The 26,971-nt window shown below is 70.5% G+C and carries 24 protein-coding genes; 10 read left to right on the top strand and 14 right to left on the bottom strand.

From position 1 onward, the window contains the following. Nucleotides 1-88: 88 nt before the first annotated feature. A complete protein-coding gene (locus ACFYTS_RS13230; protein WP_357284143.1) occupies nt 89-727 on the bottom strand; it encodes a cyclodeaminase/cyclohydrolase family protein in 639 nt (212 codons plus the stop codon). 169 nt (nt 728-896) lie between these two features. Here ACFYTS_RS13230 and ACFYTS_RS13225 point away from each other — a divergent pair, with 169 nt between their 5' ends. Further along, the gene (locus ACFYTS_RS13225; protein ID WP_387303738.1) at nt 897-1,934 is read left to right on the top strand and encodes an LLM class F420-dependent oxidoreductase; all 1,038 of its coding nucleotides are present in this window, start codon (nt 897-899) and stop codon (nt 1,932-1,934) included. Nucleotides 1,935-2,045: 111 nt separating this feature from the next. On the opposite strand, the gene ACFYTS_RS13220 is transcribed toward ACFYTS_RS13225, so the two are convergent. From ACFYTS_RS13220 to ACFYTS_RS13190, 7 genes are all read right to left on the bottom strand, one after another. Further along, on the bottom strand, nt 2,046-2,375 hold the full coding sequence (locus ACFYTS_RS13220) for an STAS domain-containing protein (RefSeq protein WP_357284217.1): 330 nt from the start codon (nt 2,373-2,375) through the stop codon (nt 2,046-2,048). A 148-nt stretch (nt 2,376-2,523) separates the two neighbouring features. Next, nucleotides 2,524-4,833: a SpoIIE family protein phosphatase gene (locus tag ACFYTS_RS13215; protein ID WP_387303736.1), complete on the bottom strand. Its 2,310-nt coding sequence runs from the start codon at nt 4,831-4,833 to the stop codon at nt 2,524-2,526. A gap of 7 nt (nt 4,834-4,840) precedes the next feature. Beyond that, nucleotides 4,841-5,494: a SpoIIE family protein phosphatase gene (locus tag ACFYTS_RS13210; protein WP_357284133.1), complete on the bottom strand. Its 654-nt coding sequence runs from the start codon at nt 5,492-5,494 to the stop codon at nt 4,841-4,843. Beyond that, a complete protein-coding gene (locus ACFYTS_RS13205; protein ID WP_379107213.1) occupies nt 5,487-5,912 on the bottom strand; it encodes an anti-sigma regulatory factor in 426 nt (141 codons plus the stop codon). The genes ACFYTS_RS13210 and ACFYTS_RS13205 overlap by 8 nt, the downstream gene beginning before the upstream one ends. Further along, nucleotides 5,890-6,279 (bottom strand): STAS domain-containing protein, encoded by a 390-nt coding sequence (locus ACFYTS_RS13200; RefSeq protein WP_033085409.1) that lies wholly within the window; start codon nt 6,277-6,279, stop codon nt 5,890-5,892. Before ACFYTS_RS13200 ends, ACFYTS_RS13205 begins: the two co-directional genes overlap by 23 nt. Nucleotides 6,280-6,293: 14 nt before the next feature. After that, nucleotides 6,294-7,187, bottom strand: coding sequence for an STAS domain-containing protein (locus tag ACFYTS_RS13195; protein ID WP_357284127.1), 894 nt, complete (start codon nt 7,185-7,187; stop codon nt 6,294-6,296). Between the two features lie 165 nt (nt 7,188-7,352). Further along, nucleotides 7,353-7,853 (bottom strand): MarR family transcriptional regulator, encoded by a 501-nt coding sequence (locus tag ACFYTS_RS13190; protein WP_357284124.1) that lies wholly within the window; start codon nt 7,851-7,853, stop codon nt 7,353-7,355. 213 nt (nt 7,854-8,066) lie between these two features. Between ACFYTS_RS13190 and ACFYTS_RS13185 the strand changes: the two genes are divergently transcribed. From ACFYTS_RS13185 to ACFYTS_RS13175, 3 genes are all read left to right on the top strand, one after another. Beyond that, complete coding sequence (locus tag ACFYTS_RS13185; protein WP_357085283.1) at nt 8,067-9,743, top strand: fumarate hydratase; 1,677 nt, start codon at nt 8,067-8,069, stop codon at nt 9,741-9,743. Between the two features lie 192 nt (nt 9,744-9,935). After that, the gene (locus tag ACFYTS_RS13180) at nt 9,936-10,373 is read left to right on the top strand and encodes a M15 family metallopeptidase (RefSeq protein WP_387303836.1); all 438 of its coding nucleotides are present in this window, start codon (nt 9,936-9,938) and stop codon (nt 10,371-10,373) included. A gap of 108 nt (nt 10,374-10,481) precedes the next feature. Beyond that, a complete protein-coding gene (locus tag ACFYTS_RS13175) occupies nt 10,482-11,048 on the top strand; it encodes a M15 family metallopeptidase (protein WP_387303732.1) in 567 nt (188 codons plus the stop codon). Nucleotides 11,049-11,060: 12 nt separating this feature from the next. Here the strand turns inward: ACFYTS_RS13175 and cynR are convergent, their stop codons facing one another. Next, nucleotides 11,061-11,987 carry a transcriptional regulator CynR gene (gene cynR / locus ACFYTS_RS13170; RefSeq protein ID WP_387303730.1) on the bottom strand — a complete coding sequence of 309 codons (927 nt, stop codon included), beginning with the start codon at nt 11,985-11,987 and terminating at the stop codon, nt 11,061-11,063. A gap of 123 nt (nt 11,988-12,110) precedes the next feature. Between cynR and ACFYTS_RS13165 the strand changes: the two genes are divergently transcribed. From ACFYTS_RS13165 to ACFYTS_RS13150, 4 genes are all read left to right on the top strand, one after another. Continuing rightward, nucleotides 12,111-12,719 carry a carbonic anhydrase gene (locus tag ACFYTS_RS13165; RefSeq protein WP_387303728.1) on the top strand — a complete coding sequence of 203 codons (609 nt, stop codon included), beginning with the start codon at nt 12,111-12,113 and terminating at the stop codon, nt 12,717-12,719. Nucleotides 12,720-12,747: 28 nt separating this feature from the next. Further along, nucleotides 12,748-13,218 carry a cyanase gene (cynS, locus tag ACFYTS_RS13160; protein WP_387303725.1) on the top strand — a complete coding sequence of 157 codons (471 nt, stop codon included), beginning with the start codon at nt 12,748-12,750 and terminating at the stop codon, nt 13,216-13,218. 133 nt (nt 13,219-13,351) lie between these two features. Next, on the top strand, nt 13,352-14,731 hold the full coding sequence (locus ACFYTS_RS13155) for a metallophosphoesterase (protein ID WP_387303722.1): 1,380 nt from the start codon (nt 13,352-13,354) through the stop codon (nt 14,729-14,731). 168 nt (nt 14,732-14,899) lie between these two features. Further along, nucleotides 14,900-15,172 (top strand): hypothetical protein, encoded by a 273-nt coding sequence (locus ACFYTS_RS13150; protein ID WP_357284115.1) that lies wholly within the window; start codon nt 14,900-14,902, stop codon nt 15,170-15,172. Between the two features lie 120 nt (nt 15,173-15,292). Here ACFYTS_RS13150 and ACFYTS_RS13145 read toward each other — a convergent pair whose 3' ends face one another. From ACFYTS_RS13145 to ACFYTS_RS13125, 5 genes are all read right to left on the bottom strand, one after another. After that, nucleotides 15,293-16,501, bottom strand: coding sequence for a hypothetical protein (locus ACFYTS_RS13145; RefSeq protein ID WP_357284112.1), 1,209 nt, complete (start codon nt 16,499-16,501; stop codon nt 15,293-15,295). A gap of 222 nt (nt 16,502-16,723) precedes the next feature. Beyond that, complete coding sequence (locus ACFYTS_RS13140; protein ID WP_387303718.1) at nt 16,724-21,130, bottom strand: SbcC/MukB-like Walker B domain-containing protein; 4,407 nt, start codon at nt 21,128-21,130, stop codon at nt 16,724-16,726. Next, nucleotides 21,130-22,572 (bottom strand): TIGR02678 family protein, encoded by a 1,443-nt coding sequence (locus ACFYTS_RS13135; RefSeq protein WP_387303715.1) that lies wholly within the window; start codon nt 22,570-22,572, stop codon nt 21,130-21,132. Before ACFYTS_RS13135 ends, ACFYTS_RS13140 begins: the two co-directional genes overlap by 1 nt. Continuing rightward, on the bottom strand, nt 22,572-24,176 hold the full coding sequence (locus tag ACFYTS_RS13130) for a TIGR02677 family protein (RefSeq protein ID WP_387303834.1): 1,605 nt from the start codon (nt 24,174-24,176) through the stop codon (nt 22,572-22,574). Before ACFYTS_RS13130 ends, ACFYTS_RS13135 begins: the two co-directional genes overlap by 1 nt. A 144-nt stretch (nt 24,177-24,320) precedes the next feature. Further along, a complete protein-coding gene (locus ACFYTS_RS13125) occupies nt 24,321-24,893 on the bottom strand; it encodes a heme-binding protein (RefSeq protein WP_387303712.1) in 573 nt (190 codons plus the stop codon). A 209-nt stretch (nt 24,894-25,102) separates the two neighbouring features. On the opposite strand from ACFYTS_RS13125, the gene ACFYTS_RS13120 reads away from it, so the two are divergent. Continuing rightward, on the top strand, nt 25,103-26,257 hold the full coding sequence (locus ACFYTS_RS13120; RefSeq protein ID WP_387303709.1) for a histidine kinase: 1,155 nt from the start codon (nt 25,103-25,105) through the stop codon (nt 26,255-26,257). Beyond that, nucleotides 26,254-26,895 carry a response regulator gene (locus ACFYTS_RS13115; protein WP_387303707.1) on the top strand — a complete coding sequence of 214 codons (642 nt, stop codon included), beginning with the start codon at nt 26,254-26,256 and terminating at the stop codon, nt 26,893-26,895. The genes ACFYTS_RS13120 and ACFYTS_RS13115 overlap by 4 nt, the downstream gene beginning before the upstream one ends. The last annotated feature ends 76 nt before the right edge of the window (nt 26,896-26,971 follow it).

The following is a 26,971-nucleotide window of genomic DNA, read 5'->3' as shown; positions in this document are numbered from 1 at the left end:
GCTGACCGGCGACAATGCAGGTGGCGATACGAAACGGTGCCCCGCTCCGGATCCGGAACGGGGCACCGCGACGAGCGGATCTGTGCGCTCAGCGTGTGATGGCCGCCACAACGTCGTTATGTAGCGCATCGGCGCGCGCGATGACCTCCTCGATCTGCTTCAACACCGGAGCGAACTCCGCGCCCGCGCCCGCCTCGAGCGAGGTCACATTGATCGCGATGTTCAGCTGCGAGCTGCCGGCCGCCGAGCGCGCGCAGTCGGCCGCCGCGCCGATGTCGGTCACCACGTTCGGGTTGCCGATGGGCAGCAGTTCGGTTGCGAGGGAGACGATCTCGTCGGCCTCGGCGACCACGGCGGCGGGCACCCGGGCGGCCTGCAGCAACGCGGCGGTGATCGCCTCGCCGCGGGCGGCCTGCTCGGCCTCGGACTCCTTGGGGAGCTTGTAGGCGGCGCCGACCGCGGTGAAGGCGGCGGCGTCGGCGTCGGCCAGTGCCAGCGAGCGCTCGCGGGCGGTGTCGGCCGCGGCGATGATCCGGTCGATGACCGGGCGATTGTCGGCGTCCTTGGCGCGGGTGGTGTAGCGCGCCACCATGGCCACCAGGGCCGCGCCCTGTGCCGCGTGCAGCGCCGCGACCGCACCGCCGCCGGGCGCGGGCACCTTGGCGGCCAGCTGGTCCAGGTACCCCCGCAGTGTCGAGTCACCGAACGTGGTGGTGTCCTGAGTCATGCGGGGTGGCCTCCCTTGGCAGTCCTGCTGGCAATACCCGGAATTCGGGTGATTTCGCCGCCCACGCTACCGGTCGGCGGACAGCTTTCGGCAACCCGCCCGCTGTCGGATTGCCAATAGTGCGACCCGCCCACTGTCGGTATGCAAATAGTTGGGTATTGTCCGGGTCATGCGTATCGGACTGTCGATCAATTACACCGACGGCTTCAAGGAGATCGCCGCCGAGGTCGCCGACCTCGAACGGGCGGGCCTGGACATCGTGTTCGTGCCCGAGGCGTATTCGTTCGACGCGGTGAGCGCGCTGGGCTACCTGGCCGCGAAGACCGAGCGGGTGCAGCTGGCCTCCGGCATCCTGCAGCTCTACACCCGCACCCCCACGCTGACCGCCATGACCGCGGCCGGCCTGGACTACGTCTCCGACGGCCGCTACATCCTCGGCCTGGGCGCCTCGGGCCCGCAGGTGATCGAGGGCTTCCACGGCCTGCCCTACGACGCGCCGATCGGCCGCACCCGCGAGGTGCTCGAGATCTGCCGCAAGGTGTGGAAGCGCGAGCGCCTGGAATACAACGGCAAGTACTACAACATCCCGCTGCCCGAGAGCGAGGGCACCGGCCTGGGCAAGCCGCTCAAGCTGATCAATCACCCTGTGCGCGACAATATTCCGGTGCTGCTGGCCGCGCTCGGCCCGAAGAACGTCGAGCTGGCCGCGGAAATGGCCGAGGGCTGGCAGCCGATCTTCTTCCTGCCGGAGAAGGCCGACGCGGTCTGGGGCGACTCGGTGAAAGCCGGTCTGGCCAAGCGTGATCCGGCCCTGGGCGACCTCGACATCTACGCCGGTCCGGCCCTGGCCATCGGCGACAATGTGGACGGCTGGCGCGACGGCATCAAGCCGCACCTGGCCCTCTACATCGGCGGCATGGGCGCCAAGGGCAAGAACTTCTACCACGCGCTCGCCACCAAGTACGGCTACGGCGCCGAGGCCGACCGCATCCAGGAGCTGTACCTGGCGGGCCGCAAAGACGAGGCCGCCAAGGTGGTGCCGGACGATCTGGTCCGCGACATCAACCTGATCGGCTCGGCCGGGTTCGTGAAGGAGCGGGTCGCCGCGTTCCGCGAGGCCGGCGTCACCGTCCTCAATGTGGTGCCGATGGCGGGCACCCCCGCCGAGCGCGTGAAGCTCGTCGAGCAGCTGCGCGAGCTCCTCTGACCGCTCGGCGTGAACGACGAAGCCGAGTCCGGGTGATCCGGACTCGGCTTCGTCGTTTCGGGGGATTCGGAGGAGGGACGCGCCCGCGCCACACACGCCGGGCGCACCGGCTCAGCGCAGCGAACCCAGCGCGTCGTCGAGGGTGGAGTGCAGCGAGAACACCTGGTCCAGGCTGGTCATCTTCAGCTGCCGGCCGGTGGCGGGCCCGTCGGCCACCACGACCAGGCGCGTGCCGCCCGCCCGCTTGTGCACGCTGACCAGGGCCGCCATCCCCGCCGAGGCGAGGAAGCTGACGGCGGTCAGATCGATCACGAGGGCGGCGGGCTCGGCGGCCAGGGCGGCGTCGAGGGCACTCTCCAGTGCGGAGGCGGTCGCCAGGTCGACTTCGCCGGTCACGGTGAGGACGGTGGCCTCGTCGGTGCGGGTGACCGAGGTGGTCATCGTTTCGGCGAAGGGGTGGCCGTCTGCGGAATTAGTGGTCACGTTGTTCAAATCTGCCATGATCCGTCCGTTCGTGCTGCATCGTTTGCCACATCGGCACTGGCTCGCAGGTGGGCCGCCTGCCGAAGCCGTGACGGCAGGCCCTGATTCACATTCTCCCGGCCGCGGAGAAGGACGCGGCCACGAGTCTCACCGACATCCGAACCAGGGTGCCCGGCCCGGAATGGTCGATATCGAGCTGATCGGTGAGCGCCCGCATCATGGCGATCCCGCGCCCGCGGTTGCCCGGATCCGCGGGCAGCGGCCGCCAGACGCCGGTGTCGGACACCTCGATGGTGAGGGTGTCCACGCCGCAGTCGGCGCTCAGCCGCACCCGGCCGGGCTCGCCGCCCAGATACGCGTGCTCGATGCTGTTGCTGCACGCCTCATTCGCCGCGGACACCAGATCCACGGCCAGATCGTGCGGGACGGCCGCGGCGGTCAGCCAGGTGCGCAGCGCGCGCCGCAGTTGCGACAACTCCCGGGCGTCGGCGGGCACGTCCAGGCGCAGTGGCTTGGGCGGCTGCCGGTACACCACCATGGCGACGTCGTCGTCGTAGCCGCCCGTGGGGCGCAGCCGCGACAGCACCGAATCGGCCACCTCGCGCGGCAATTGCACTGCCACGCGCGACAATTCGTCGGCCAGTTCCACGAAACGGTCGTCGATGTCGACACCGCGCTGCTCCACCAGGCCGTCGGTGAACAGCACCAGTGTCGCGCCGGGCGCCATGGCGGTGGTGGCTTCCGGGCGGCGCGGAATGTCGAAGGTGGCCAACGGGAACGCGCGTCCGCCCTCCAGCAGCCGGCCCTGTTTGCCGGGCTCGGCCAGCACCGGGGGCATGTGCCCGGCATTGGAGTAGCGCACCAGCCCGCGCACCGGATCCAGGATGGCCGCGCACACCGTCGTGCACATGGCCCCGGGAATCCGGGCGGCCACGGTGTCGAGTTCGGCCAGCAGCTGCGCCGGGCCCGCGCCGCGCAGGAGCAGGGCTCGTGCGGCCGTGCGCAATTGGCCCATCACCACCGCCGCCGACAGGCCACGCCCGACACAGTCGCCGACCACCACGCCGATCGCGCCGTCCTCCAGGCGCACCACGTCGTACCAGTCGCCGCCGATCTCCAGCGGCGGCAGCGCGGGCTCGTAGTGCACCGAGAACCGCGGCGGCAGTTCGATCGGGCCGAGCATGGCGCGTTGCAGGGTCAGCGAGGTGGAACGGGCCTGGTCGAAGTTGCGGGCCCGCTGCACCGCCAGGCTCAGATGCCCGATCAGCAGCGAGAACAGCGCCCAGTCGCCGGACGTGATCACTCGCGGCGCGGAGAAGCGCAGCCACAGCGCCGAATCGCCGCTCTCGCCCAGCGGCGCGACGATGCCCTCGGAACTGGACACACCCTCCGGGATCGCGAACATGCTGCGGCCGGGCTGCAATCGGGCGCGGTCGAGCAGGGCGCGGGCGCGGGCATCGAGCACACGGCGCGACTCGGCGCCGCCGATCAGATCCGCGTCGCCGCTGCCGGGCCGCCGGATGGGCTGGGTGATGTGCGGGGCCAGGCCCGCGGCGGTGTACTGATTGTCCTCGGACACATACAGTTCCGGGCCGGTGTGGTGATTGGGCCACACCGAGACCACCGCGGCCTCCGCGCCGACCGCGCGGCGTAGCTCCTCCAGTCCGACAGTGAGCACCTCGACCACGCTGGTGGCCGCGCCGACCGCCGTGGCCAGCCGCGACACCGCCTGATCGCGGGCCTGGGCATCGTGCTCGGCGGTGACGTCACGCAGTGTGCCGACGAAAACCCGTTCGCCGTTCTCGGGTTTCACCAGCGAGGACGTCGACACCGCCAGCCACAGCTGCCGCCCGTCCCGATGCCGGATGGGCATCACGAACCGGGCGGCCTCGGTGCCCAGGTCCGGGTAGCGCGGTGACTCGGGGACGGTCCAGGGATGGGGGAGCGGATACGGGATGCCGTCGGGGCCGTAGCCGGTGAGCGCGCCGAACGCCGAATTGACCTCGATCAGCGTGCCTTCGGCGTCGACGACGAAGAACCCGTCCTGCAGCGACTCCACCAGCGCGGTCCGGAAGGCGTCGCGGCCCGCGAGATCGTCTGCGCGCGAACGCTGTTGCTCGTAGCGGCGGGTGCCGTCGAGGAAGCCGCGGGTGGCCACGTCGAGCGCCGCCATGGTCTGGAGCAGGAACTCCAGGGCGGCCTCACCGCGATCGGTGCCGTCCGGCGCCGGACCCAGCCCCTCCTGTTCGAGCAGCCGGTAGTGGTGCTCGGTGAGATCGAGGATGCTCACCCCCTCCACCAGTGCGCGGCGGCCGAGCTCGTAGCCTTCGGCCAGGGTGTTCTGATCGGGGGCGCGCAGGTGCAGTCGCAGCGCGGCGGCGTACGCCTCGCGGAAAGCGGCCAGTACCGCGCTCACTACGGCCTCATGGCTTCACACTCGGAATGGGTTGGGAGGAATGGGATTGCCCGCGGTGGCGGGCCGCCAGCACCAGTGCGTCGTCGGTGTCCTTGGCGTGGCGGGCCAGGATCTCGGCGGTGATCTCCGAGGTCGGCTTGGACAGGTCGACGGCGTCGGCGAAGCTCGAGGTGATGCCGTCGGTCGACATCAGCAGCAGATCGCCTGGCCGCACCGGCACCGTCTGCGGTTGCAGGTTCGGCGGCAGCAGATAACCGACGATGCCGCCCGAGAGCAGGACCGTCGCCCGGATCGCGGGCTTGCCGGGAGCCGCCGCCACGATGCGGGATTCGACATTGCCGACCCCGAGCCAGTGCACCCGCTCGCGAGAATCGAACAGCGCCAGCGAGACCGCCGCGCCACGGGTGTCGCTCATGGCCCGGTGACACAGCAGCATCAGCACGTCCAGGGGCTCGGCGCGGTTCTCGGCGAGCACCTGCGCGGCGCGATCGGAGGCGTCCGCCGCGGCCGCGCCATGACCCAGACCGTCCAGCACGGCGAAAAGCACGGAACCGCCGCCCGCGTCGAGCACCACCGAGCGGTCGCCCGAAACCCGTTGCCCGGGTAGGGCGCGTCCGGCGACGGCCCATTCGACCGCGCCGATGTTGCCGTCCTCACGCACCGCTGGGGACCCACTTCCACATTTCGACGAGGGTGCCCTGGCCGGGCTCGGAATTGATGACCATGCCGTCCATCAGCCGCCGCGAGCCCGGAAGACCCAGGCCCAGACCGCGTCCCGTGGAGTACCCGTCCTCCATGGCCCGTGGGATGTCTGGAATGCCCGGCCCGTTGTCCTTGGCCTGCACCACCATCGAGCGCCGGCCGTCACGATCCTGCACGCCCAGCCGGATCTCGCCGGTGCCCGCGTAACTCGTGATATTGCGTGCCACTTCGGAAATGGCCGTAGCGATCATGGTGCGGTCAGAAAGCGAGAAGCCGAGTTTGGCAGCCAACTCCAGCCCCGCTTGCCGTGCGGTCACGATGTCGTTGGACACGGTCACCGCGATCACCACGTCGTCAGCGGCCACGATCACGACCATCTTTTTGGCTGCGACTATGGATCTTCTTGTTCAGCCACGACAGGCCCTCCTCGAGGTCCAGCGCCGTATGCATACCCTCGAAGGTGAGTCCCAATTGCACCATGGCGAAAGCGACTTCGGGTTGTAGACCCACGATGACCGTTTCCGCGCCCCGCAGCTTGGTCATGTGGGCGATGGTACGCAGCGATCTGGCGGCAAAGGAGTCCATTACGTCGATTGCGGTGACATCGACGATGATGCCCTGGGCGCGATATCTGCTGACGTAGGTCATCAGATCGTCTTGCAGGCGTTCGGTATCGGCGTCGGTGAGCGCTGACTGCACCGACGCGATGAGATAGGTGCCCTGCTTCAGAATGGGTACCGGCATGAGCCCCGCCCGGGTTACCTTCCGTCGCGATCGGTGACGCGCGACACCTCGTAGCCGAGCAGCCGCTCCGCTTCCTCGATGCCACCCTGGAGGTCACCGACGGCGTTCATCTTCGACAGATCCAGGCCGATGGTGACCAGGGTAAGCGCGATCTCCGACGACAGGCCGGTAATGATGACATTGGCGCCCATCAGGCCCGACGCGTCCACGGTCTGCACCAGGTGGTTGGCCACCGTGGAGTCGATCGCGGGCACACCGGTGATGTCGATGACGACGACCTTGGCGCGGTTGGCGCGAATGGCGCGCAGCAGCTGCTCGGTGAGCTGACGGGCGCGCTGCGAGTCCAGCACACCGATGATGGGGAGGATGAGCAGCTGCTCACGCACCTGGAGCACCGGGGTGGACAGCTCGCGAATCGCTTCCTGCTGCTGGCGGATGACGCGCTCGCGCTCCTGCACGAAGGACACGGCCACGGTGTTGGCGATCCGGTTCGCGGCCGGTTCGTACGCGTCGAGAACCAGCTTGAGCAGCTCGAAGTCGGACTGGTACTTCTCGAAGAGGCTGCGCGCCAGCACGTCTCGCAGCAGGAGCACGATGCCGACGACCTCGTCGGTCTCGACGCCTCGGGGGATGATGCGTTCGGACAGGTCGCGCGCGTAGGCCTGCAGCGCCTCGACGCTACCGGTCTCGAGCACCTCGACGTAGTTGTCGTAGACCGAGGTCGCTTCCGAGAAGATCTCCTCGGGGGTCATGGCGGTGAGCAGCTGGGCATCGGTGATGCGACGGGCCCACTCCTCGCGCAGTTCGGTGCGGTTCTGCCGCAAGTGCTCGACGAGCTGCGGGAGCAGATTGTCGACGGAATTCGCGGGCAGCGAATCCGCCGAGAGACCGATGGACACGTCGGACATGGAAACTCCTGCCCCTTTCGCTAAGGCCAGGTCGGGTGCTCACTTCCACGACCGTAGCCAGCCGTGTGCTCGGTGCCGACCCACATGGGAAGCCGGTGCCGAGCCTAGTCTTACCCACTACCCGATGGGTGCCAAACCAAACCGAGGCGGGCAGGCGATTTCGTGTCAGGTGTGCTGCGCACGGGTCTCGGCCCGGCCGAGTGAGGGTTCGGTGCCGCGATGATGGGCCAGCAGGGTGTCGTAGATGTCGGCCAGCGCGGCCAGCTGGCCACGATCGAGCACATCCACCATGTGGCGGCGAACACTGTCCACATGCGCAGGCGCGGCCGAATCGAGCACGTGCACGCCCTTGTCGGTGAGCACCGCCGCGGTGCGGCGCGCGTCGTCGGGTATCGACTCCCGCGCCACCAGCCCGCGCTTCTCCATCCGCGTGATCTGATGCGACAACCGGCTCTGCGACCACTCCAGCACCGCCGCCAGCTCGGCGAAGGACCGCCGATGATCCGGAGCATCGGCCAGCCGGGCCAGCACGGTGTACTCCACATAGGTCAGATTGGATTCACGCAGGGAATCGCGCCCGACCGCGGCGGCGATCAGATCACGGGTGAACACGAATCCGAGCCACGCGCGCATCTCGACATCATCGAGCCAACGGGTCTGCGCCACTGTTCCACTCCCGGGTTCCGCCACCATGCCAACCTCCCCGCCACCGACAAGCACATCATGGACAGGTAACACCCGCTCGGTTGAAGGTGCAACCTGTACCGTGCGGGGTCCGCAACCCGTACCTGTCGGCGGGGCCGCGGCGGGCGCTGGATAGAGTCACTGTGCTTGAACCGTCGGCTGACCAGCCCCAGCCCTGCTCGAGGAGTCCGATTCGTGACCGCGCCTGATTTCCTGTACTCGGATCTGCTGCCCATCGGCAAGGACGACACGCCGTACCGGCTGCTCACCACCGAGGGCGTGAGCACGTTCGAGGCGAACGGGCGCACCTTCCTGCAGGTCGAGCCCGAGGTGCTGCGGATGCTGACCGCGGAGGCGATGCACGACATCAGCCACTACCTGCGGCCCGCGCACCTCGCGCAGCTGCGCAAGATCATCGACGATCCGGAGTCCAGCGGCAACGACCGGTTCGTGGCCCTGGATCTGCTGAAGAACGTCAATATCTCCGCGGGCGGGATCCTGCCCATGTGCCAGGACACCGGCACCGCCATCGTGATGGGCAAGAAGTCCGAGGGCGTGCTCACCGGAGTCGATGACGCGGAATGGATTTCGCGCGGCGTGTTCGACGCCTACACCAAGCTGAACCTGCGCTATTCGCAGCTCGCGCCCATCAATATGTGGGACGAGAAGAACACCGGCAACAACCTGCCCGCGCAGATCGAGTTGTACTCCAACCAGGGCGATCCCGCGCAGCCGTCGTACAAGTTCCTGTACATGGCCAAGGGTGGCGGCTCGGCCAACAAGTCGTTCCTGTACCAGGAGACCAAGGCGATCCTGAACCCCGACCGCATGCTGGAGTTCCTGGACGAGAAGATCCGCTCGCTGGGCACCGCGGCCTGCCCGCCGTACCACCTGGCGGTCGTGATCGGCGGCACCTCGGCCGAATTCGCGCTGAAGACGGCCAAGTACGCCTCGGCGCACTACCTGGACAACATGCCGACCGAGGGCTCGATGGCCGCGCACGGCTTCCGTGATCTCGAGCTCGAGGAGCAGGTCTTCAAGCTGACCCAGTCCTTCGGCATCGGCGCGCAGTTCGGCGGCAAGTACTTCTGCCACGACGTGCGTGTCATCCGCCTGCCCCGCCACGGCGCCTCCTGCCCGGTCGCCATCGCCGTGTCCTGCTCGGCGGACCGTCAGGCGCTGGCCAAGATCACCCCCGAGGGCGTGTTCCTGGAGCAGCTGGAACGTGAACCGGCGCAGTACCTTCCGGAGCAGACCGACGCCATCCTCGGCGGCGACGTCGTCAAGATCGACCTGAACCGGCCGATGTCGGAGATCCGCGACGAGCTCTCCAAGTACCCGGTCAAGACCCGCCTGTCGCTGACCGGCCCGCTGGTCGTGGCCCGCGACATCGCGCACGCCAAGATCAAGGAGCGCCTGGACGCGGGCGAGCCCATGCCGCAGTACATGCGCGACATGGCCGTCTACTACGCCGGTCCGGCGAAGACCCCCGACGGTTACGCGTCGGGTTCCTTCGGCCCCACCACCGCGGGCCGCATGGACTCCTACGTCGACCAGTTCCAGGCCGCGGGCGGCTCGCACGTCATGCTGGCCAAGGGCAACCGCTCCGCGCAGGTCACCAAGGCGTGCAAGGAGCACGGCGGCTTCTACCTCGGCTCCATCGGCGGCCCCGCCGCGCGACTGGCACTGGACTGCATCAAGTCCGTCGAGGTCCTCGAATACCCTGAGCTCGGCATGGAAGCCGTGTGGAAGATCGAGGTCGAGGACTTCCCCGCCTTCATCGTCGTCGACGACAAGGGCAACGACTTCTTCGCCGAGACCTCGAAGCCGATCGCGCTGCGCGTGCGCGAGCGCTCCAAGGAGCGCGTCTAACCAGCAGGAGGCAGGCGGATGCGGTATTCGGACAACCTCGCGCTCCGGTGGAATACCACCGGGCGCACGTCCACCGCACCCGCCGCCGCCGGGCCCCGATCCTTCCGGCGCGGGGCCACCCTCCTCGGTTGCGCGGCCGCGCTGACGGTGGCGGCGCTGACTCCGGCGGTCGCCCACGCCGCCCCGGACGACATGACCGCTCCGGCGGGCGTTGTCGCATCGTCCGCGGGAACGATCGCTCCGGTAGCGGCGGAGACCGACGGTCTCGATCCGCTGCTGGCGTTCGCCTACCGGATGGCCTTGGGCGAGGCACAGGCGCAAGGCGTGCCGTTGTGGATCGTGTCGGGATACCGGACGCCCGCCGAGCAGGAAGCGTTGTGGGAGGACGGAATTCGGACCTACGGCAGTCCCGAGGCCGCACGGCGGTGGGTGCTGCCGCCGAACGAGTCCACGCACGTGAGCGGGCAGGCCATCGATGTCGGGCCGCGCGAGGGCGCGGCGTGGCTGGAAGCCAACGGGAACCGGTGGGGACTGTGCCGGATGTACGACAACGAGTGGTGGCACTTCGAACTGGCGACCGTGCCCGGCTTCGGCTGCCCCGCGCGGCTGCCCGACGCGAGTCAACGCTGAATCGCGGAATCGACTGACGCGTAGGAAAATTCGCGAACCGGTCGGGCCGGATGGCCGGTTCGGGTATACCCGAGGCTGAACATCGAATCTGGAGGCGTGTGAATGCGAGTGGCCGGTCCTGACCTGGTCGAGCGGCGGCGGCCCGCTGGAACCCGCCGGGCGGCGGCCCTGGCCGTGCTCGCCGGCGCGGGACTGGTCGGCGGCTCGGTCACCGCGGTGACCGCGACCCGCGCTGCCGCCGAGCAGCTTCCGGGCCAGGTCGACGACCGCATCCCGTCCGCCAAGGCCGTCGCCGCGGGCACCGAGGGCCTGGACCCCCGGCTGGCCGCCGCCTTCGCCGCCGCCGCGAGCCATGCCGACGTCGCCGGTGTCACCCTCTGGATCACCTCCGGCTACCGCACGCCCGGCGAGCAGGAAGCCCTCTGGGAGGACGGTTTACAGTCCTACGGCAGCCCGGAGGCGGCTCGCCGCTGGGTGCTGCCGCCCGGCGAATCCACCCATGTCACCGGCCAGGCCATCGATGTGGGCCCCATCGAGGGCGCGCAATGGCTGGAGGCCAACGGCTCCCACTGGGGTCTGTGCCGCATGTACGACAACGAGTGGTGGCACTTCGAACTCGCCACCGTCCCCGACGGCCCCTGCCCGGCCCGCCTGCCCGACGCCAGTCAGCGCTGAGCGAGGCTTCCCTCAGGGCTGGGTTTCGTTCTGCTGCCGCGGAATTCGCGGCGGTGGCAGCCGGTCGCGGACCCACGTGGTGGTCAGCTGGGTGAACGCGCGCGTCGCGGCCGTCCGGTAGGCGTGGTCGCGGCGAAGCAGGGCGACGGTGCGCGTCGGCATCGGGGGATCGAGATCGATCGCGCGCAGGCCGGGGTAGGCCGCGGCGATGGCGGGTGGCAGCACCGTGGCCAGTGTCGTCCGGCGGACGATCTCGATCACGGACTGGACGGCATTGGCCTGCACCGCGATGCGCGGTGTCACGGCGTGGGCGCGCAGGTAGTCGTCGATGTGGCCGCGGGTGGCGAAATCGCGACTCAGCAGCGCCAATTCGGCGTCGGCGAGGTCGGCGATCGGCAAGGGGGAACAGGCGGTGCTGTGCTCGCCGACCACCAGGCTCAGGTTCTCCTCGAAGAGCGGGGTGGCCTCGACACCGGGTGCGGTCGTGCCCAGGAACGCGATGCCGAGGTCGAGGTCGTCGGCGAGGATGGCGGATTCCATGGCCTCCTGGGCGTTTTCGCTCACCTCCAGGGTGATGCCGGGGTGGACGGCGCGGAATTCGGCGATGAGGGGACCGACCAGGTAAGGGGTGAAGGTCGGGGTGACCGCGAGGCGCAGGGTGCCGCGGGCGAGGTCCTCGACGTCCTGGACGGCGCGGTCGGCGGCGGTCAGTTCGCGCAGCGCCCGACGGGCGTGCTCGGCGTACACCGCGCCCGCGTCGGTGAGGCGGACCGACCGGCCGGTGCGGTCGAGCAGCGGTACCCCCACCAGGCGTTCGAGCTGACGAATCTGCTGGGACAGGGTTGGCTGGGACAGGTGCAGGTCCTCGGCGGCGCGGGTGAAGTTGCCGTGTTCGGCGACGGCGAGCAGGTAGCGCAGATGCCGGAGTTCCGGGGTCACAGCACGACTATAGATGACAGCAATGGGGACGATCGATATCAAGTCTTGGACTCTATAGCCACTGCTCGGGCAGGGTGAATGGCATCGGCCCGAACGGGGCCGCCGCACTCGGAAGGAGTTCCCATGCCGAACCTCGCAGACGGTCTCGGACGGTTCCAGCGCGATGTCTTCCCCGGCAAGGCGGGGCTGTTCGCCCGCCTGGCCGGCGACCACCGCCCGGGTGCGCTGTTCATCGGCTGCTCCGACGCCCGCGTGGTGCCCGAACTCATCACCTCCGCCGAAGCGGGTGAGCTGTTCGTCATCCGCAACGCGGGCAACCTGGTCCCGCCGCACACCCCCGGCGCGGCCAGCGGCGTGGTCGCCAGCATCGAGTACGCCCTGGGCGTGCTCGGGGTCAGCGACATCGTGGTGTGCGGCCACTCGGCGTGCGGGGCGATGACCGCGCTCGCCGAGGGGCAGGACCTGTCCGGTCTGCCCGCGGTGGCGGGCTGGCTGTGGCACGCCGACGCCGCCCGCGCGGCCGTCGATCCCGAGATCACCGGCGCCGCAGCGGTATCCGCGCTGGTTCGACACAACGTGGTGGCGCAGCTGGCCAATCTCGCCACCCATCCCGCCGTGGCCCGGGCCCTGGCCCGCCGCACCCTCACCCTGCACGGCTGGGTGTACGACATCGGTTCCGGGCGCGTCGAGGCGCTCGATGCCGACGGCGAATTCTCCACCCTCGCCGCCTGATTCCCCTCCCTACGAAAGGAAACCTCCCATGGTGCACGCACAGTTCGATCCCGCCGCCCGCGAAGCCCTGGCCGACGCCGCCGTCGCCGCCAAGATCGCCAAGGACCTGACCTGGCAGCAGATCGCCGACGCCGCCGGACTCTCGCCCGCCTTCACCACCGCCGCCATCCTGGGCCAGCACCCGCTGCCGGAGAAGTCGGCGCTGGCCGTGGCCGAGCTGCTCGACCTGGACGCCGACGCGGCCCGCCTGCTGCAGACCATCCCGCTGCGCGGCTCGATTCCGGGCGGTGTCCCCACCGACCCGACCATCTACCGCTTCTACGAGATGCTGCAGGTCTACGGCACCACGCTGAAGGCCCTGGTGCACGAGCAGTTCGGTGACGGCATCATCTCCGCCATCAACTTCCGCCTGGACGTCAAGAAGGTCGCCGACCCCGAGGGCGGCGAGCGCGCGGTCATCACCCTGGACGGAAAGTACCTGCCGACCAAGCCGTTCTGAGGCTCGAGGTCCCGTTGCCGGGGCATGGCCTGAATGTCCGGAATCGGAAGCCGTTCGGTCATATCCGGGCATCTGGCGGTTCAACTGGCCGTCCTACCCTCGTCCGTGGGGGAGCACAGCGGACGGAGATGTGATGCTGGAACCGCGACTTCGAACCATGTGGCTGGCCAATGCGGCGAGCGGGGCGGCGGCTGTCGCGGTGCGCACGCCGCGCCCGATCTTCACCGACCGGACCCGGACACCGCAGGAGACGGTGGTGGCCTCGGATCTGGAACTGGTGACGGTGACCGCTGATTCGGCCATCCTGACCTGGACCACCCGAGCCCGCAACCGAGCCGGGCGGCTGCGGCCGGTCCCCGCCGACACCGAGGTGCGCCTGGCCCCCGCCGACGGACGCGGACAACCGCGCACCTGGTTCTCCGAGGGGCGCCGGACTCCCTACCACTACGCGGAGATCCGGGGGCTGGAACCCGGCCGCGCCTATCGATTCGAGGCGTACTCCGACGGCCGCCGGGCCGTGCCCGCCCGCACCCTGGTGACACGGCGTTCCGGAACACCCGAATCCACCGGTGTTTTCACCACGGCCACCCCGCCGCCCGGGCGGCTGATCCGCACCATCGCCCTCGCCAACGATCTGCACTACGGCGAACCGGCCAGCGGGCTGTTCGCGGGGCTGTTCGAGGGCCTGCGCCACGGCACCGAGGAATACCCGGAATTCATGCTCAGCGCGCTGCTGGAGGATCTGCGCCTGCCGGACCGGGCGGCGGACCACCTGATCGTCGCGGGCGATCTGACGGATTCGGGAACGGCCGCGCAGGCCCTCGGCGTCCGCGCCCAGCTCGACGACTGGGGCGAGCTGGGCCGGGACTACTTCGTGTGCCGGGGAAACCACGACGTTCGTCCCCCGGAGGAGCCCGATCACTGGGGCGCGATCTTCCACCCGCGCGACCGCCTGCTCGAGTATTACGCCGGCGGACTGCGCCTCCTCGGCCTCGACACCACCCGGGTCCGCGGCGCGGGAGGCAACCTCGCCGCGCCCCAGCTGGCCCACCTGCGCGAACTGCTGCGGGGCGAACCCGACCGGCCGACACTGGTCTTCGGCCACCACCCGGTCACCCGGCATGCGGCCGTGAGCAATCCGGGCGGGCCCGGGTTCGTGCTGGACCGTTCCAACGCGGCCGCGCTGCACGCCCTGTACGCGAGCGCGCCCGGGGTGTTCCTGCACCACAGCGGGCACACCCATCGGAATCGGCGCACCCGCCCCGATTCCGGGATCGGCGTGGAATTCCTGGAAGTGGGTGCGGTGAAGGAGTATCCGGGCGGGTACACCCTGATCCGCGTCTACGAGGGCGGCTACACGATCAACTTTTACAAGACGCGGTCCGAGGCGGCGCGGCGCTGGAGCACCCGCACGCGCAGCCAATATCTTGGTCTGCACCCGGATCACGCGCTGGGCAGTTGTGCCGATCGTAATCACGTTGTCCTGCGCGATTTTTCGGGATTGTCCGGTTAGTCGGGAGCAATCCGGCCGACGCACAGGAATGTTCGGTCAATACGACCCGAATATTCGTTCTGTTCGGCATACTGCCTGGTGCGAGTGCGCGCGGCGACGGCTCGTTCACCGGTGTGCGCACGACGCGGGCTCGACATCCTGGTTCGGCACTTCTTCAGCAACGGAGGCATGGTGGGCAGGCAGGGCAGGCAGTACCGTTCGAATCACGGCACGCTCCGGCACCAGCGCCCGCCCGTCCGCATCGCTCAGCGGCCCGCTCACCCTTGGAGAGACATCTTCTGCGCCACCAGCTGGCTGTTCTTCGAACTGCCCACCGCAGTGCTGCTCGCGGTCTTCGTGGGCACCGGCTGGCTCGGGTATCTCCAGCACGTGGGCACTCCCGCCCAGCCGCGTTCGGCGGTCGTGGTGCCGGTCGACCCGGCCCGGCCGGGCGGGCACTGACCCGATCGGCCGGGTCCGATAATCCGATCCACCTGATCCGCAGACGAATTGACCCCGGTGCCGCACCAGCGGTACCGGGGTCGATGTCGTTCGTCAGGTCACGAGCGGGTCGTTCGGGTCTCAGTCGTCGACAGCGGTGCCATTGCGCGGCCGCGACGCGGCGCGGGCGCGACGGCGGGCGGCCTGCAGTTCGGCGAGTTCCTGCTCGAGGGTCTCGGCGATCCGGAACTGGCCGGTGTCATAGACATTCAGCGGAGGGACGGGATCGGTCAGATCGGCGAGCGGAGACCGTTCGTCCTCGTCGGACTTGCGACTTTTGCCCGTCGCCGAGCGACGCTCCTTGTCCGCGGACTTCGCGGGTTCCGCCTGGCTTTCGGCCTTGGCGGTGGGCCGAGGTTCGACCACTTGTGCTTCTGCGTCAACGGTTTTCTCGGCCTCGGCGGGCCCCGCGGTCAGCGCGGCGGGTCCGGTGGCGGTGGCGGTGCCCCCGGCCGACGGCGGCGTCGGGCGGGTGGGCCAGGCCACGACCGTCGGCATGGAGCGGCGGATCTGCTCACCCGGGTCGGGCAGGTCCCGGATCTGGTCGGTGGCGCGCACGATGGCCAAGCCGTACCGGGAGGCAGCGGCATTGTGGATCAGCAGCGCCACACCGATCATCACCGGCGCGATGGCGTGCACCGCCACGTCGTACCAGCTGCCGTTCTTCAGATACGGGTAGGTGTTGAGGATGACGGTCAGGCTCAGCAGCGCCATCTCGGCCACCACGACCTGACGACGGCTGTCGATCACACCCCACTCGGCGACCTTGTTGGTGCCGATCATGATGATCACGAGGCAGACGCTGATCATGCCTTCGAGCAGGTAGCTGAACCAGTAGAGCGGATCGGAGGGGCCGCCGGGCGCGATATTGTGCTGCACGTTGACCGCGGACCAGAGCATGCCGGCCGCGACGACACCGGCGAGCGCCCGCTGGCTCCACGCCCGATGCTTGTACAGCGACGCCAGTTTGGCGTGGGGGCTCGATTCCCGCCGCTGCGCGGCGATCGCCTTGCGGGCGAGCAGCAAGTCGCGAATGTCGGCCTTCTCAATCTCTTCGGAGGTCTGGCGGGCACGATCCGCCGCAGCCGCCGTGGCTTCGGCGTACTTCCAGCGCTGCGCGCGCTCCTGCTCGCGAATGCGCTCGGCGAGATCGCGCTCGGCGACGAGCTCGTTCTCCGACAGCGCGTCGGTCAGCGCGGGATCGTATTGGTACGCCAGCCGGCCGCGGGCCTTTTCGACCCGTAGCGCCAGCTGGGTGACGTCGTCCTCGCGCGGGTTGTCGATCGTCAATTGGTCCCCCGTCCAGGGACTCCCGATGGCTGGCACGTGATTCCGGTAGGCACGGAAGACATTTCTAGTCGATACACGGCCAACCGCGAAACTGTTGGTTTGCCGTTGGTCCAATCCTTACGGCGCGCCGCACTGCGACACGCGGATTGGGGTGTCCGTCCGGGCAGTAAGAACCCGCCGCTCCGGCCGGTGTCCAGTGGGGTTGCCGATGCCCGGATCGGGTCAATCGGTCAGCTCGAGTTCCTCGTCCATCGGGATCGCGCCCTCGAGCCCGTGCGGAAGGCGCCGCCGGTTGGGGGAGCCGAGGGCGGAGGTGAGATCGGTGCCGTCGTGCTCGGCCAGCAGGTCGTCCGAATCCCACACCAGCAGTGTCGCGCTGACGGTGTTCTCCGCCGCCGAGTGCGCCAGATCGTAGTGCGCGCAAGCGGGCACGTGCGGGTAGGTGATCCAGAGGTCGTAGCCGGTCATGAACAGGTCGAGGTCGAATTGCACCGAGAGCCCGAGCAGTTCGCTGCGGCCGTTGTCGTCGACGCCCGCGAACGCCTCGTCCAGCGCCAGCAGGCGCGGCGCCTGCGGGTCGGCGGAGTCGAGCATCACATGCGCGGCCGCGAACAGCGGAAGGTGCAGTGAGACCGACTGTTCGCCGCCCGAGAGCGCGCTGTGGCGGGCCACGGTGAGGCGGTCCTCGGTGCCGTCGGCGGTGAGAATGGTGAACGAGAACACCCGCCAGGTGCGGTAATCGAGGGTGGTCGCGAGGATTTCGGGGAACGAGCGCTCCGGGTGCGCGGCGCGGGCGGTGCGGATCTCGGCCGCGAAGTAGGCGCGGACGGTCGACAGGTCCTCCGGGGTGAGGTCGGCGGAGTCGCGGTCGAGCAGCTTGCACACCGCGCGCGCCGGTTCGGAGAGGTTGTCGGCCAGCACCCAGTGCACGCCGATGGTGTTGCCCGAGGACATGCGGCGCTGCTTCATCTCCGCGCCCATGCGGGAGATGAGATCGCGGGCGTCGGAGGTGCGTTCGTGGATCTGCTGGGCCAGCCCGGTCAGCAACGCGTCCTCGAGGATGCGGCGCTCGGCGTCGGTGAGCAGCAGTTCCTGATCGCGCCGGGCCGCGCCGATGCGCTCGGCGAAGTCGGCCAGCGAGGACAGCCCGTGGTCGTCGTGCACCTGCACCACGGTGAGGCCGTCGGCGGCGTCCCAGTGCAGGCGGTAGTCCTGGCGGGCCGCGGCGAGCGCGGCGTCGAATTCCTGCAGGGCGGTGGTGACGGCGCTGCGGGTGGCCTTGCGGGCCGCCTCACCCGCGCGCACCGAAGCGGTTGCGGTGGCGAGGTTCTCGAACAGGGCGGCCACTTCGGCGGGCAGCACGGCCGGTTCCTGCTCGGGATCGCCGTTCTCGATGCGGTACAGCAGCTGCTCGGGGGTGGACCAGGCGGCGTCGCCGGCGGGCCAGCGGCTGTCGGCGGGCGCGCCCAGCAGGCTGAGCAGGTCCGGGCGCGCGTAGGGGGCGAGATGGCGGACGTCGGCGAGCAATTCGGTGAGCGCGGTGCCCAGAGTGTCGTGGGCGGCGCGGTGCGCGCCCTCGGCCGCGCCGACCGCTTCGATGGCCTCGGCGGCGGCCTTGCGGGCGGCCTTCTGCTCGGCGCGGGCGGCGTCGATACGTTCGCGGGCCAGTTCCAGTTCGCGATCGATGTCGGCGGCTCCGGCGCCCAGCGCCTCGCGCAGGGTCTCCAGTTTGCGCAGCTGCTCTTCGTATCCCGAGCGGGCGGCCTCGGCCTCCTCGGCGAACGCCTCGGCCAGATCCTTGGATTCATCGAGGCGGTCCCCGGCCTCGCGGGCCCGCTCGTGTTCGCGCTGATGGTCGCCGCGCAGGCGCAGCAGCGCTGTTCCGGCGTTCTCGAAGTGCCGGACCGCGGCCGCCAGCGCGTCCAGTTCGACCGGATCGCGGGGCGCACGGTGGTCGGCGGCGATGGCGCGGACCTTCTTGTCCGCGTTGGTGTATTCGGCCACCGCCTGATCGAGTTCCCGCTCGGCCTGCGCGGCCGCCTCCGAGCGCGAGCGCAGCATGCCCGCGGCCTCGGCCACCCCGCGCAGGGCGGCGGTGACCGCGGTGGTGCGCGGAAGCGCCTTGGCGGCGGCCGAAATCCGGCCCAGCTCGGCCGTGGCGGCCTGCTCCTCGGTCTGGGCGGTCTCGGCCTCGGCGACGGCCGTTTCGATGGCAGCGGCCAATTCCGCCAGCCGCAATTCGCGGCGGCGGGCGCGGGCGGTGGTGCCGACGAATTCGGCGTCGGTCTTGACGTGCCGACCCGACTGGACGCCCTGGCGATAGCGGCCGTCGGTGGCGATGGTCAGCCCGCCCTCGGCCCCGACCGGCTGTGCGGCGGCCCCGGAGACGATGTGCGCCTTGTCCGCTCCCGCGCCGGTGGCCGTCGCGTGCGGTGACTCGTAGAGGGCGATCGAGGCGAGCACCCCGGCGACGGTCTCCCGGGGAACCGTCAGTGACGGTGAATCGTCCTCCACGACCAGCACGTCCGCGAGCGTGCGCCCGCTGGGCCGATGCTGGGGCGGCAGCGGAACCAGGAATTGGTCCGACGCGTGCGGCGGGAGCTCGGTCTCGGCGCAGACCCACGCGTCGAGCAGGTTGGCGGCCTGCAGCGCCGCCTCGAGTCCGGCGGCCTGCTGCGGCGCGACATCGTCGGCGAAGCGGACCAAACGCCACAGCGGCGCGCCGGGACGCGCTGCTCGCGCGTCCGTCCGGGCGGCGAAGGCCGGTGGCGCGTCGTCGCGTTCGGCCGCGACCCGCTCCCGCTCGGCCCGCAGTTCGCTCGCGCGGGCGGTGGCCTGGGCGGCGCGGGCGCGCGCCTCCTGGCGGCGGCCGCGGATCTCCTCGGTGAGCGGTTCGGTGCGCTCGGCCAGCACCTCGGCGGGGGTGGCGGGGACGGGCAGATCCTCCGGCGCGGCCTCGGCACCCGGTGCGGCCCCGGCGGATTCGCCGGTCGCGGGGGTCTCGGTGCCGGACGAGCCCTTGGCCTTCCCGGCGCGGCCGTTCGGCGTGCCGCCACCGCGGGCGAACGGTTCGGTGCCGACCTCACCGAGGGCCTCGTCGAGCGCCTCGAACAGCCCGGCGCGGATGGGGGTGTACACCTCGCGGTGCGTGTCCCACCAGTCGCGCAGGGTGATGGCGGTGTTCGAACGGGCCAGCGCGACAGCGGCTTCGGCCTCGGCGAGCTCGGCGGCGGCGGCATCGCGCAGTTCCACCGCGCGGCCGGAGGCGCGTTCGGCGCGGGTGCGTTCGGCGCCCGCCTGGTCGACCAGGGTCAGCGCCCGCCGGACCGCGCGGACATCGCCGTCGCGTTCCTCGGCGTGCGAGCGGACCGTGGTGGTGAGCTGGTCGGCGCGCGCCGATTCCGGCAGCGTGGTCCAGGGAATACCGGCTTCCTCGGCGACCGAACGCAATTCGTCCTCGCCGCGCGACAGCGCCGAGGCGGCATGGGCGACCGCGGCCTGCGCGCGCTCGGCTTCCTCGAGCCGCTGGTCCACGGTCTGACGGGATTTCAGCGCCTTGTCGTGGTGGACAGCCGCGGAGGTCTCCAGGCGGCGCACCGCGTCGGCGAGGTCGTCGAGCTGCTGTTTGCCCTCGTAGGCGCTGGAGCGCTGCAGGGTCTCACGGTCGGCCAGGGCCTGTTCGTAGGCGCGGTCGGCGTCCTCGGCGCGGGTCTCGGCGGCGGCGCGTTCGGTGTCGCGGCGGGTGCGCAGGGCGGCCGCGGCGTGCAGGGCGGTGCCCGCGTGGGTGACCGTGTCCAGGCGCGTCCGCACCTGGTCGACGTCCGTCTTCGCCTGGACGGCCAGGTATTTCCGGTAGACGGTGACGAAATCGCGGGTCGCGGTGTCGGCCTGCACCAGCCCCTCGAGGGTGCGCCCGACCTCCTCCATATCGCTGAAGGAGCGCGCGGCGTCGAGGATCAGCTGTTCGTCGAGGGGGCGCAGGCCGTCGGTGAGGGCCTGCGAGAGTCCGCGCGGGTCCAGGTTCTTGGCCAGCTGCGGGCGGCGCAGCGTCAGGATCAGATTGATCAGCTGGTCGTAGCGCTGCTGCCCGAGCCCGAACATGCGGGCGTCGATGGCCGCCCGGTACTCGACCGGCCGGTCCACGATGGTGTCGGAGCCGATCTGCTCGGCCAGCTGCTTGCGGGTCAGCGGCCGATCGTCGGGGCCCAGCAGTGAGAAGTCCACGCCGACCCGGCCGTCAGCGACGAAGTACCAGCGGGTCACCTTGTCGTTGGAGCGGGTGGCGCGCATGCCGATGCCGATGGTGACGGTCTCGGGGGAGTCCCAGTCGCCGCGCGCGAACTCCATCCACACGTACGAGTACGCCGATTCCTGCTTGCGGTACAGCAGGTTCGACTTCATCGTGCGTTCCTCACCCGCGAACGGGTTGAGACGGCGCGGCTCGATGCGGCCGTCCAGCACGAACGGGAACAGCACCTCGAGGGCCTTGGTCTTGCCGGAGCCGTTGGGGCCGCGCAGCACCAGACGGCCGTCGGCGAAGCAGAATTCCTGGTCGCGGTAGTCCCAGAGGTTGATGATGCCCGCCCGGGTCGGGACGAAGCGCACTCCACCGTGAATGTGGTCGGCCATCAGTTCCCCGATCCCTTCGCTGTGCTTTCGGACGCAGTGCCCGCGGTGCTGTCGGCCGGCGCGTCGTCCGCGCCGAGTTCGGTGGGGGAGAGGAACAATTCGGACTCCGCGCGGGTGCGGATGGTCACGATCGCGCCCCGGTAGCGGGCCAGCGCGGGCAGGATGAGCAGCCCGCCGTCGACCAGCTCCACCAGGCGTAGCCGTTCCAGCAGCGCCACCACTTCGCCGGTGAGGCCCGCGACATCGGCCTGCCACTGCGCGGCGAAGGTATTGCCGTAGCGGTCGGTGAGCATCTTCACGGTGTCGCGGATCCACGAGGATTCCAGGAACGGGAACTCCGCGATCTCGGGCTCCTCGGCGGGCTCGTCCGAATCCTCGTGGCCGCCGAACACATCCAGGGGATCGGCGAGCGGCGCGAAGACCGTGGTAGTGGGGATGGCGCTGTCGAGCTGTTCCACCAGATCGGTGTACGGACGCGCCGGGCGCGGCCTGCGCTCGACCGGATTGTCGATATCGAGGACCAGGTCCGCGATCTCACCCGCCAGCAGCAGCGCCACCTGGGCGAGCGTGCCGGTGCCCGGGAACCGCACGTCGGAGAGCCGGCCCGAACTGTCGATCAGCGCAACGCCTTCCGCGCGCCGCTCGGCCCGCAGCCCGGTCAGATACTCGACCTCGGTGACCAGTTTCTCCTGCGCCAGCAGCGACCGTTCGGGTTCGTCGAGTTCATCGGCGTAGACCACCGGCTTCTCGACCAGCGCCCGGCGTACTTTGCGGGCCGCGGCGGCCTGTGCGGGGGAACGGGTTTCGGCCCCGCCGCCCGCCGCCTCCGACAGCAGCCCGGTCACGCTCTGCAGGTGCTGGAGCGCGCGCGGCGGCCGGAACAGGGCGAACACGATGGACCGGTCGATGTCGTAGAGCGCCTCCCCGGCTTCGGGGTCGCTGGCCCAGCCGCCCGCGTCACCGTCGGCGAGGGTGACCGCGCCGCGCGCCGCCAGCCAGCCCACCGCGTCGACGAAGGCGTCGCGATCGGCGGCCCGGTCCGGCGCGAGCTCGAGCCCGTCGACCCGTTCGGTGTAGGCGGCCACCTGATCGGCCAACTCCGACAACGTGATCTGGTCCCCGGCCCGGCCCAGCGCGGCCAGCGCCAGCGCCAGGTACGCGTAGCGGCGGCGGTCGAAGACGCGGTCGCCGGTGGTGCGTGCGGGACGGCCCGCGTCGAGCTCGTCGAGGATCGGGAACAGTCGCGCGGTGGTCTCGGTGACCTCCAGGCGATAGCCGAACAGTTCGGCCAGATCCTCGCGCAGTTCGGTCGCCCACCGCCGCAACAGCGGCAGCGCGATCCGATCGGGGTAGGTGCGGGTGACCAGATGGTTGCCCAGGATGACCCGGGCGGCGCGCTGGTAGCTGTCCAGGGTCAGTGCATCGACGGTGCGCGCGTGCATCAGCGGACCTCCCCGCCCTGGCTGCCGGGCTCGTCGCCCGGCGGCGGTGAGTCGGTCCGATCCGGCCGCGCCACAGGGGATTTGCGTCGCCGCAAGGAGGCCGTATCGCGCACTTCCAGGCGTCGGTTGTTCAGGTACAGCACGCCCTTGGAGGTGCGGACCAGCGTGGACCCCTCGTGTTCGGAGACGGTGAGGGTGACGCCGTTGTCGGAACCGGAGGTGCCGGGCACCCGCCCGCTCACCGGCACCCACGCGGTGGAGGCGGCGTCGAGCAGTTTCAGCAGGACCTCGGTCTCGCCCTCGTCGAGTTCGCGGTCGTAGAGGTCGGCGGTGGCCAGTGAGCGCGCGGCCTCGGCGCGGGCGCGCTGGGCGTCCAGCTGGGCCTGGCGCAGCCGCCGGATGCCGGCGTCATTGCGTTGCAGCCGTGCGGGCGCGCCCGGCGTGGGCGGCCGCCCGGTCTCGGCGAGGGTGCGGGCGATCTCCAATGGCGGTGCGTCCCACCAGGATCGGATGGCCGGGATCACGTCGGCGTCGGGATGCTGCATGGCCAGGTGCCGCGGCCGCCCGAGGCCGAAGACCGCGTCGTAGAGGGCGTGCGCGGCGTCCGCGCTGGGGGCGGCGGTGAACCAGCCCGCCAGGTGCCGCAGCGCGGATTCGCGGCTGACGCCGCCCTTGCGGGTCTCGGTCACCCGGCGCAGCAACGAGAGTACGGCGGCGATGGCGCTCATGGTGGCCTCGCGCAGCCGCTCGCATTCGGTGAGCCCGCCGTCGTCGTCGCCGATGAACCAGCCGCGCAGGCCCTGCCAGCGAGCCCGCCAATCCGCTTGGCGCTCTTCAGGGTTGAGGAGCACCCGTTCGTCGCAGCGGGCGGCGCGTTCGATGAGGTCCTCGACGCCGGTGTCCTCGACCTCGCGGATGGCGGTGGCCAGCCGGGGCGCGAAACGCGCCAGGTCCATGGAGAATTCGCGCATGTGCGCCAGCAGCGCGTCCTTGTGCGCGAGGAACGCCTCCGGGGTGGCCTCGGTGGTGCGGACCAGATCGCCCAGGGTCAGATAGAAGTGCGCGGCGCGTTCGGCCAGATCGGTGAGCGCCCGGTCGAGCCGGTTCAGCACGCGGTAGACGCGCGGGGCGTCGGCGCTCTTGTTGGCCTCGGCCAGGGTGTGCAGATCGGCCAGCAGTTCCGGCAGCACCAGCCGCGAGAGCGCGGCCTCGTCGAGCCGGGCCTCGAGCACATCGGACACCGCGCGGAAGGCCTGGTATCCGGCCTGCGAGAACTGGTAGACGAAGTGCCGGTTCCGGTACTCGGCCAGTGTGGCCGCGCGGGTGCCGTCGTAACTGCGTTCCAGCACGCCCCAGTGATGCAGCTGTTCGAGCAGCGGCCCGATCTCGGTGGCGGTGAGAGCGGGCGCGCCCGGGCAACGTTCGAGCGTGTCGGCCACGTCGGAGGCGTGCAGCAGCACCACGTAGGCGGCGCGGGCGGTATCGAATGCCCGTAATACCCACAGGTAGTCGGCCCGCTTCTCGGCGGTGGCGAAGGAGAACAGGCGTAGCCGGTCGGTGCGCGGAAACTCCTCGGACCCGACCCCCCTCGGGTCGGGCAGCAATCCGTCAGCGGACTCGGTCACCGGGAGAAGGTTAGTACCCCCTGCCGACCGGTTCGGAATCGTGCCGAGTGTCGGCGCGCCCGATCCGGCCGGGGTGACCGGTTCCGCTACTCACGGTCCTGATGACGCGGCGTGAACGGACGATCAGTTGCCCAGCGCGGCGACACCCGCCTGCGCGAACCTCTCGTCCAGATCCCCGCTCGGCGCGCCCGCGACACCGATGCCCGCGATCGGAGCGCCGCCCTTGGCCGTCACCGGGGCGCCGCCGCCCAGGAACAGGGTGCCGTCGATGTCGGCCAGGTGCGGCGCGCTGTCGAGACGCTTGGCCAGCACCGAGGTCGGCGCGTTCCACGACACCGCGGTGAACGCCTTCTGCTGGGCGGAGGTGTAGGACTGCGGGCCCGCGCCGTCGCCGCGCAGGGTGACGACGGTATTGCCGTCGCGGTCCACCACCGCGACCGTCACGTGCTGGTTCTCCTTGACCGCGGCGTCCAGGGCGGCCTGCGCGGCCTTGGTGGCGGCGGCGATGGTCAGGTGGGTGCTCTGCGCCAGGTTGCCGTTGGCCACATCGGCCGCGACGGGGGTCTTGGTGCCCGGGTCGGGATCCTGGGCGTTGACCGACACCACGCCGATCACCCCGGCCGCCGCGACGGCCGCGACCGCGCCGCCGATGATCAGGCGCTTGCGGGTGGGGTTCGAGGGCTGCTCGGGGGTCATGACATCCTCCTGGGATTGCGGTGAAAGCTGTTCGCTCGGTTCGTAATCCAGCGTGCGGTCCGGAACGCCCCGGCACATCGGCGCAGTGGCTGGGATTCGGCGCGCGGTACGGCCGAACCCCGTATCAGCCGATCGGATGACCCGGGCGGCGGTGCGCGCACGGCAGAATGAGGGTGTTTGCCCGTCGTCGTCGCCGAGGAGGTGTTCGCATGCCGTCGTCCCGTGACGACACCCGGCTGCTGGGCACCATCGTGCACAGCGCCTTCTACGTCCTGCTGGCGGCATCGCTGCTGCGATTCCTGCTGCGGCACCCCGAGAGTCCGCGCACGCCGTGGGTGATCGGGCTCTCGCTGGCGCTGGCCGTGCTCTACGTGGTGAGCGAACTGCGCGCCTCCGAACGGCTGGTGTGGTTCGCGCTGCTGGTGTCGGGCTGGGCGGTACTGGTCGTGCTCGCACCGAGTTTCGCGTGGTGCGCGGTCCCGCTGCTCTATACGGGGCTGCGAATCCTGCCGGTCCGGGTGGCGCTGGCCCTGGTCGCCGGGCTGACCGCGTTCGTGGTGTGGGCGCAGCTGAAGCTCGCGGGCTGGATCGACCCGAACCTGCTGCTGGCCCCGCCCGCGGTCGCCGCCCTGAGCACCGCGCTGTTCCTGGGCCTGCTGCGCACCACCGAACGGCAGGCCGCCCTCATCGACGATCTGCGCGCCACCCGCCGCGAACTGGCCGCCACCGAACGTCGCGCGGGCACCCTCGCCGAACGCCAGCGCCTGGCCATGGAGATCCACGACACCCTCGCGCAAGGCCTGTCGAGTCAGCGCATGCTGTTGCAGGCCGCAGACCGGATCTGGGACAGCGATCCGGGTGCGGCGCGGGAGCACGTGCGCGGCGCGGCCGGGGTGGCCGAACACAATCTGGCCGAGGCCCGCCGCTTCGTCCACGACCTCGCGCCGACCGACCTGGCCGCGGGCGGTTCCCTGGTCGCGGCACTGGAGGCGATGGCGCGGCGGGAGGGCGGGGACACTCTCACCGTGCGCGTGCACGTGGAGGGCGCGGCGGCGGGCCTGCCCGCGGGGGTGGAGGCCGCGCTGCTGCGGATCGCGCAGGGCGCGCTGGCCAATGCGCGTGAGCACGCGGAGGCGAACACCGTCACCATCACCCTGACCGATCTCGGCGACCACCTGGTCCTCGACATCGCCGACGACGGAACGGGTTTCGACCCCGCGACGCTGCCCACGGCCGCCGACCGCGGGCACGGCCTGCCCGCCATGCGCGCCCGCCTGCGCCAGCTCGGCGGTGCCCTCACCGTCGAATCCGCCCCCGGGGACGGCACCGTCGTCTCCGCCGAAGTCCCCTTGGAGCGGCCGTGACCGACGCGAAAACCCCTGTCCGCCTGGTGCTCTGCGACGACCACGCGGTGGTCCGGGCGGGTCTGCGCGCGCTGCTGGGCAGCGCCCCCGACATCGAGGTGGTCGGCGAGGCGGGCAGCGGCCCCGAGGCCGTCGCCCTCGCCGAACGCCTGCACCCCGATGTCGTCCTGATGGACCTGCAGCTCGGCGGTGACATGGACGGCATCGAGGCCACCCGCCGCATCACCACCACCGTGCGGCCCGCCCCCTACATCCTGGTCCTCACCACCTTCGACACCGACGCCGACATCACCCGCGCGATTGCCGCGGGCGCGACCGGCTACCTGCTCAAAGCCGAACGGCCCGAAGAACTCTTCGCCGCCATCCACGCCGCCGCCCAGGGCCGCACCGCCCTTTCCCCGCCGATCGCCGACCGCGTCCTCAACCGCATGCGCAACCCGCAGCCCGCATTGACCGCCCGCGAACTCGACATCCTCGGCCAGCTGTCCCAGGGCCTGGGCAATCGCGAGATCGCGCGCGCCCTGCATGTCAGCGAGGCGACGGTGAAGACCCACCTGGGCCGCATCTACGACAAGCTCGGTGTCGACACCCGGGCGGCGGCGGTCGCGGTCGCCAACGAGCAACGGCTGCTGAAGTAGCACTCGGAGGCCTCGGTGCCCGCAGTTGCGCCGTCGGCGTTTTCGGGCCGATTCGTGTCATGATCGGGGCGGCGGC

This window comes from Nocardia sp. NPDC004151, assembly GCF_042874235.1.
GTDB lineage: Bacteria > Actinomycetota > Actinomycetes > Mycobacteriales > Mycobacteriaceae > Nocardia.
Note: the sequence above shows the minus strand (reverse complement) of the source record. Positions and strands in the feature narration are given on the sequence as shown.

Bases quoted from the DNA above. Each gene is read 5' to 3' on its own strand.
- ACFYTS_RS13230 (WP_357284143.1), bottom strand. From the start codon at position 727: ATGACTCAGGACACCACCACGTTCGGTGACTCGACACTGCGGGGGTAC.
- ACFYTS_RS13225 (WP_387303738.1), top strand. From the start codon at position 897: ATGCGTATCGGACTGTCGATCAATTACACCGACGGCTTCAAGGAGATC.
- ACFYTS_RS13220 (WP_357284217.1), bottom strand. From the start codon at position 2,375: ATGACCACCTCGGTCACCCGCACCGACGAGGCCACCGTCCTCACCGTG.
- ACFYTS_RS13205 (WP_379107213.1), bottom strand. From the start codon at position 5,912: ATGGTCGTGATCGTGGCCGCTGACGACGTGGTGATCGCGGTGACCGTG.
- ACFYTS_RS13200 (WP_033085409.1), bottom strand. From the start codon at position 6,279: ATGCCGGTACCCATTCTGAAGCAGGGCACCTATCTCATCGCGTCGGTG.
- ACFYTS_RS13195 (WP_357284127.1), bottom strand. From the start codon at position 7,187: ATGTCCGACGTGTCCATCGGTCTCTCGGCGGATTCGCTGCCCGCGAAT.
- ACFYTS_RS13180 (WP_387303836.1), top strand. From the start codon at position 9,936: ATGACCGCTCCGGCGGGCGTTGTCGCATCGTCCGCGGGAACGATCGCT.
- ACFYTS_RS13165 (WP_387303728.1), top strand. From the start codon at position 12,111: ATGCCGAACCTCGCAGACGGTCTCGGACGGTTCCAGCGCGATGTCTTC.
- cynS (WP_387303725.1), top strand. From the start codon at position 12,748: ATGGTGCACGCACAGTTCGATCCCGCCGCCCGCGAAGCCCTGGCCGAC.
- ACFYTS_RS13155 (WP_387303722.1), top strand. From the start codon at position 13,352: ATGCTGGAACCGCGACTTCGAACCATGTGGCTGGCCAATGCGGCGAGC.
- ACFYTS_RS13150 (WP_357284115.1), top strand. From the start codon at position 14,900: ATGGTGGGCAGGCAGGGCAGGCAGTACCGTTCGAATCACGGCACGCTC.
- ACFYTS_RS13140 (WP_387303718.1), bottom strand. From the start codon at position 21,130: ATGGCCGACCACATTCACGGTGGAGTGCGCTTCGTCCCGACCCGGGCG.
- ACFYTS_RS13135 (WP_387303715.1), bottom strand. From the start codon at position 22,572: ATGCACGCGCGCACCGTCGATGCACTGACCCTGGACAGCTACCAGCGC.
- ACFYTS_RS13125 (WP_387303712.1), bottom strand. From the start codon at position 24,893: ATGACCCCCGAGCAGCCCTCGAACCCCACCCGCAAGCGCCTGATCATC.
- ACFYTS_RS13120 (WP_387303709.1), top strand. From the start codon at position 25,103: ATGCCGTCGTCCCGTGACGACACCCGGCTGCTGGGCACCATCGTGCAC.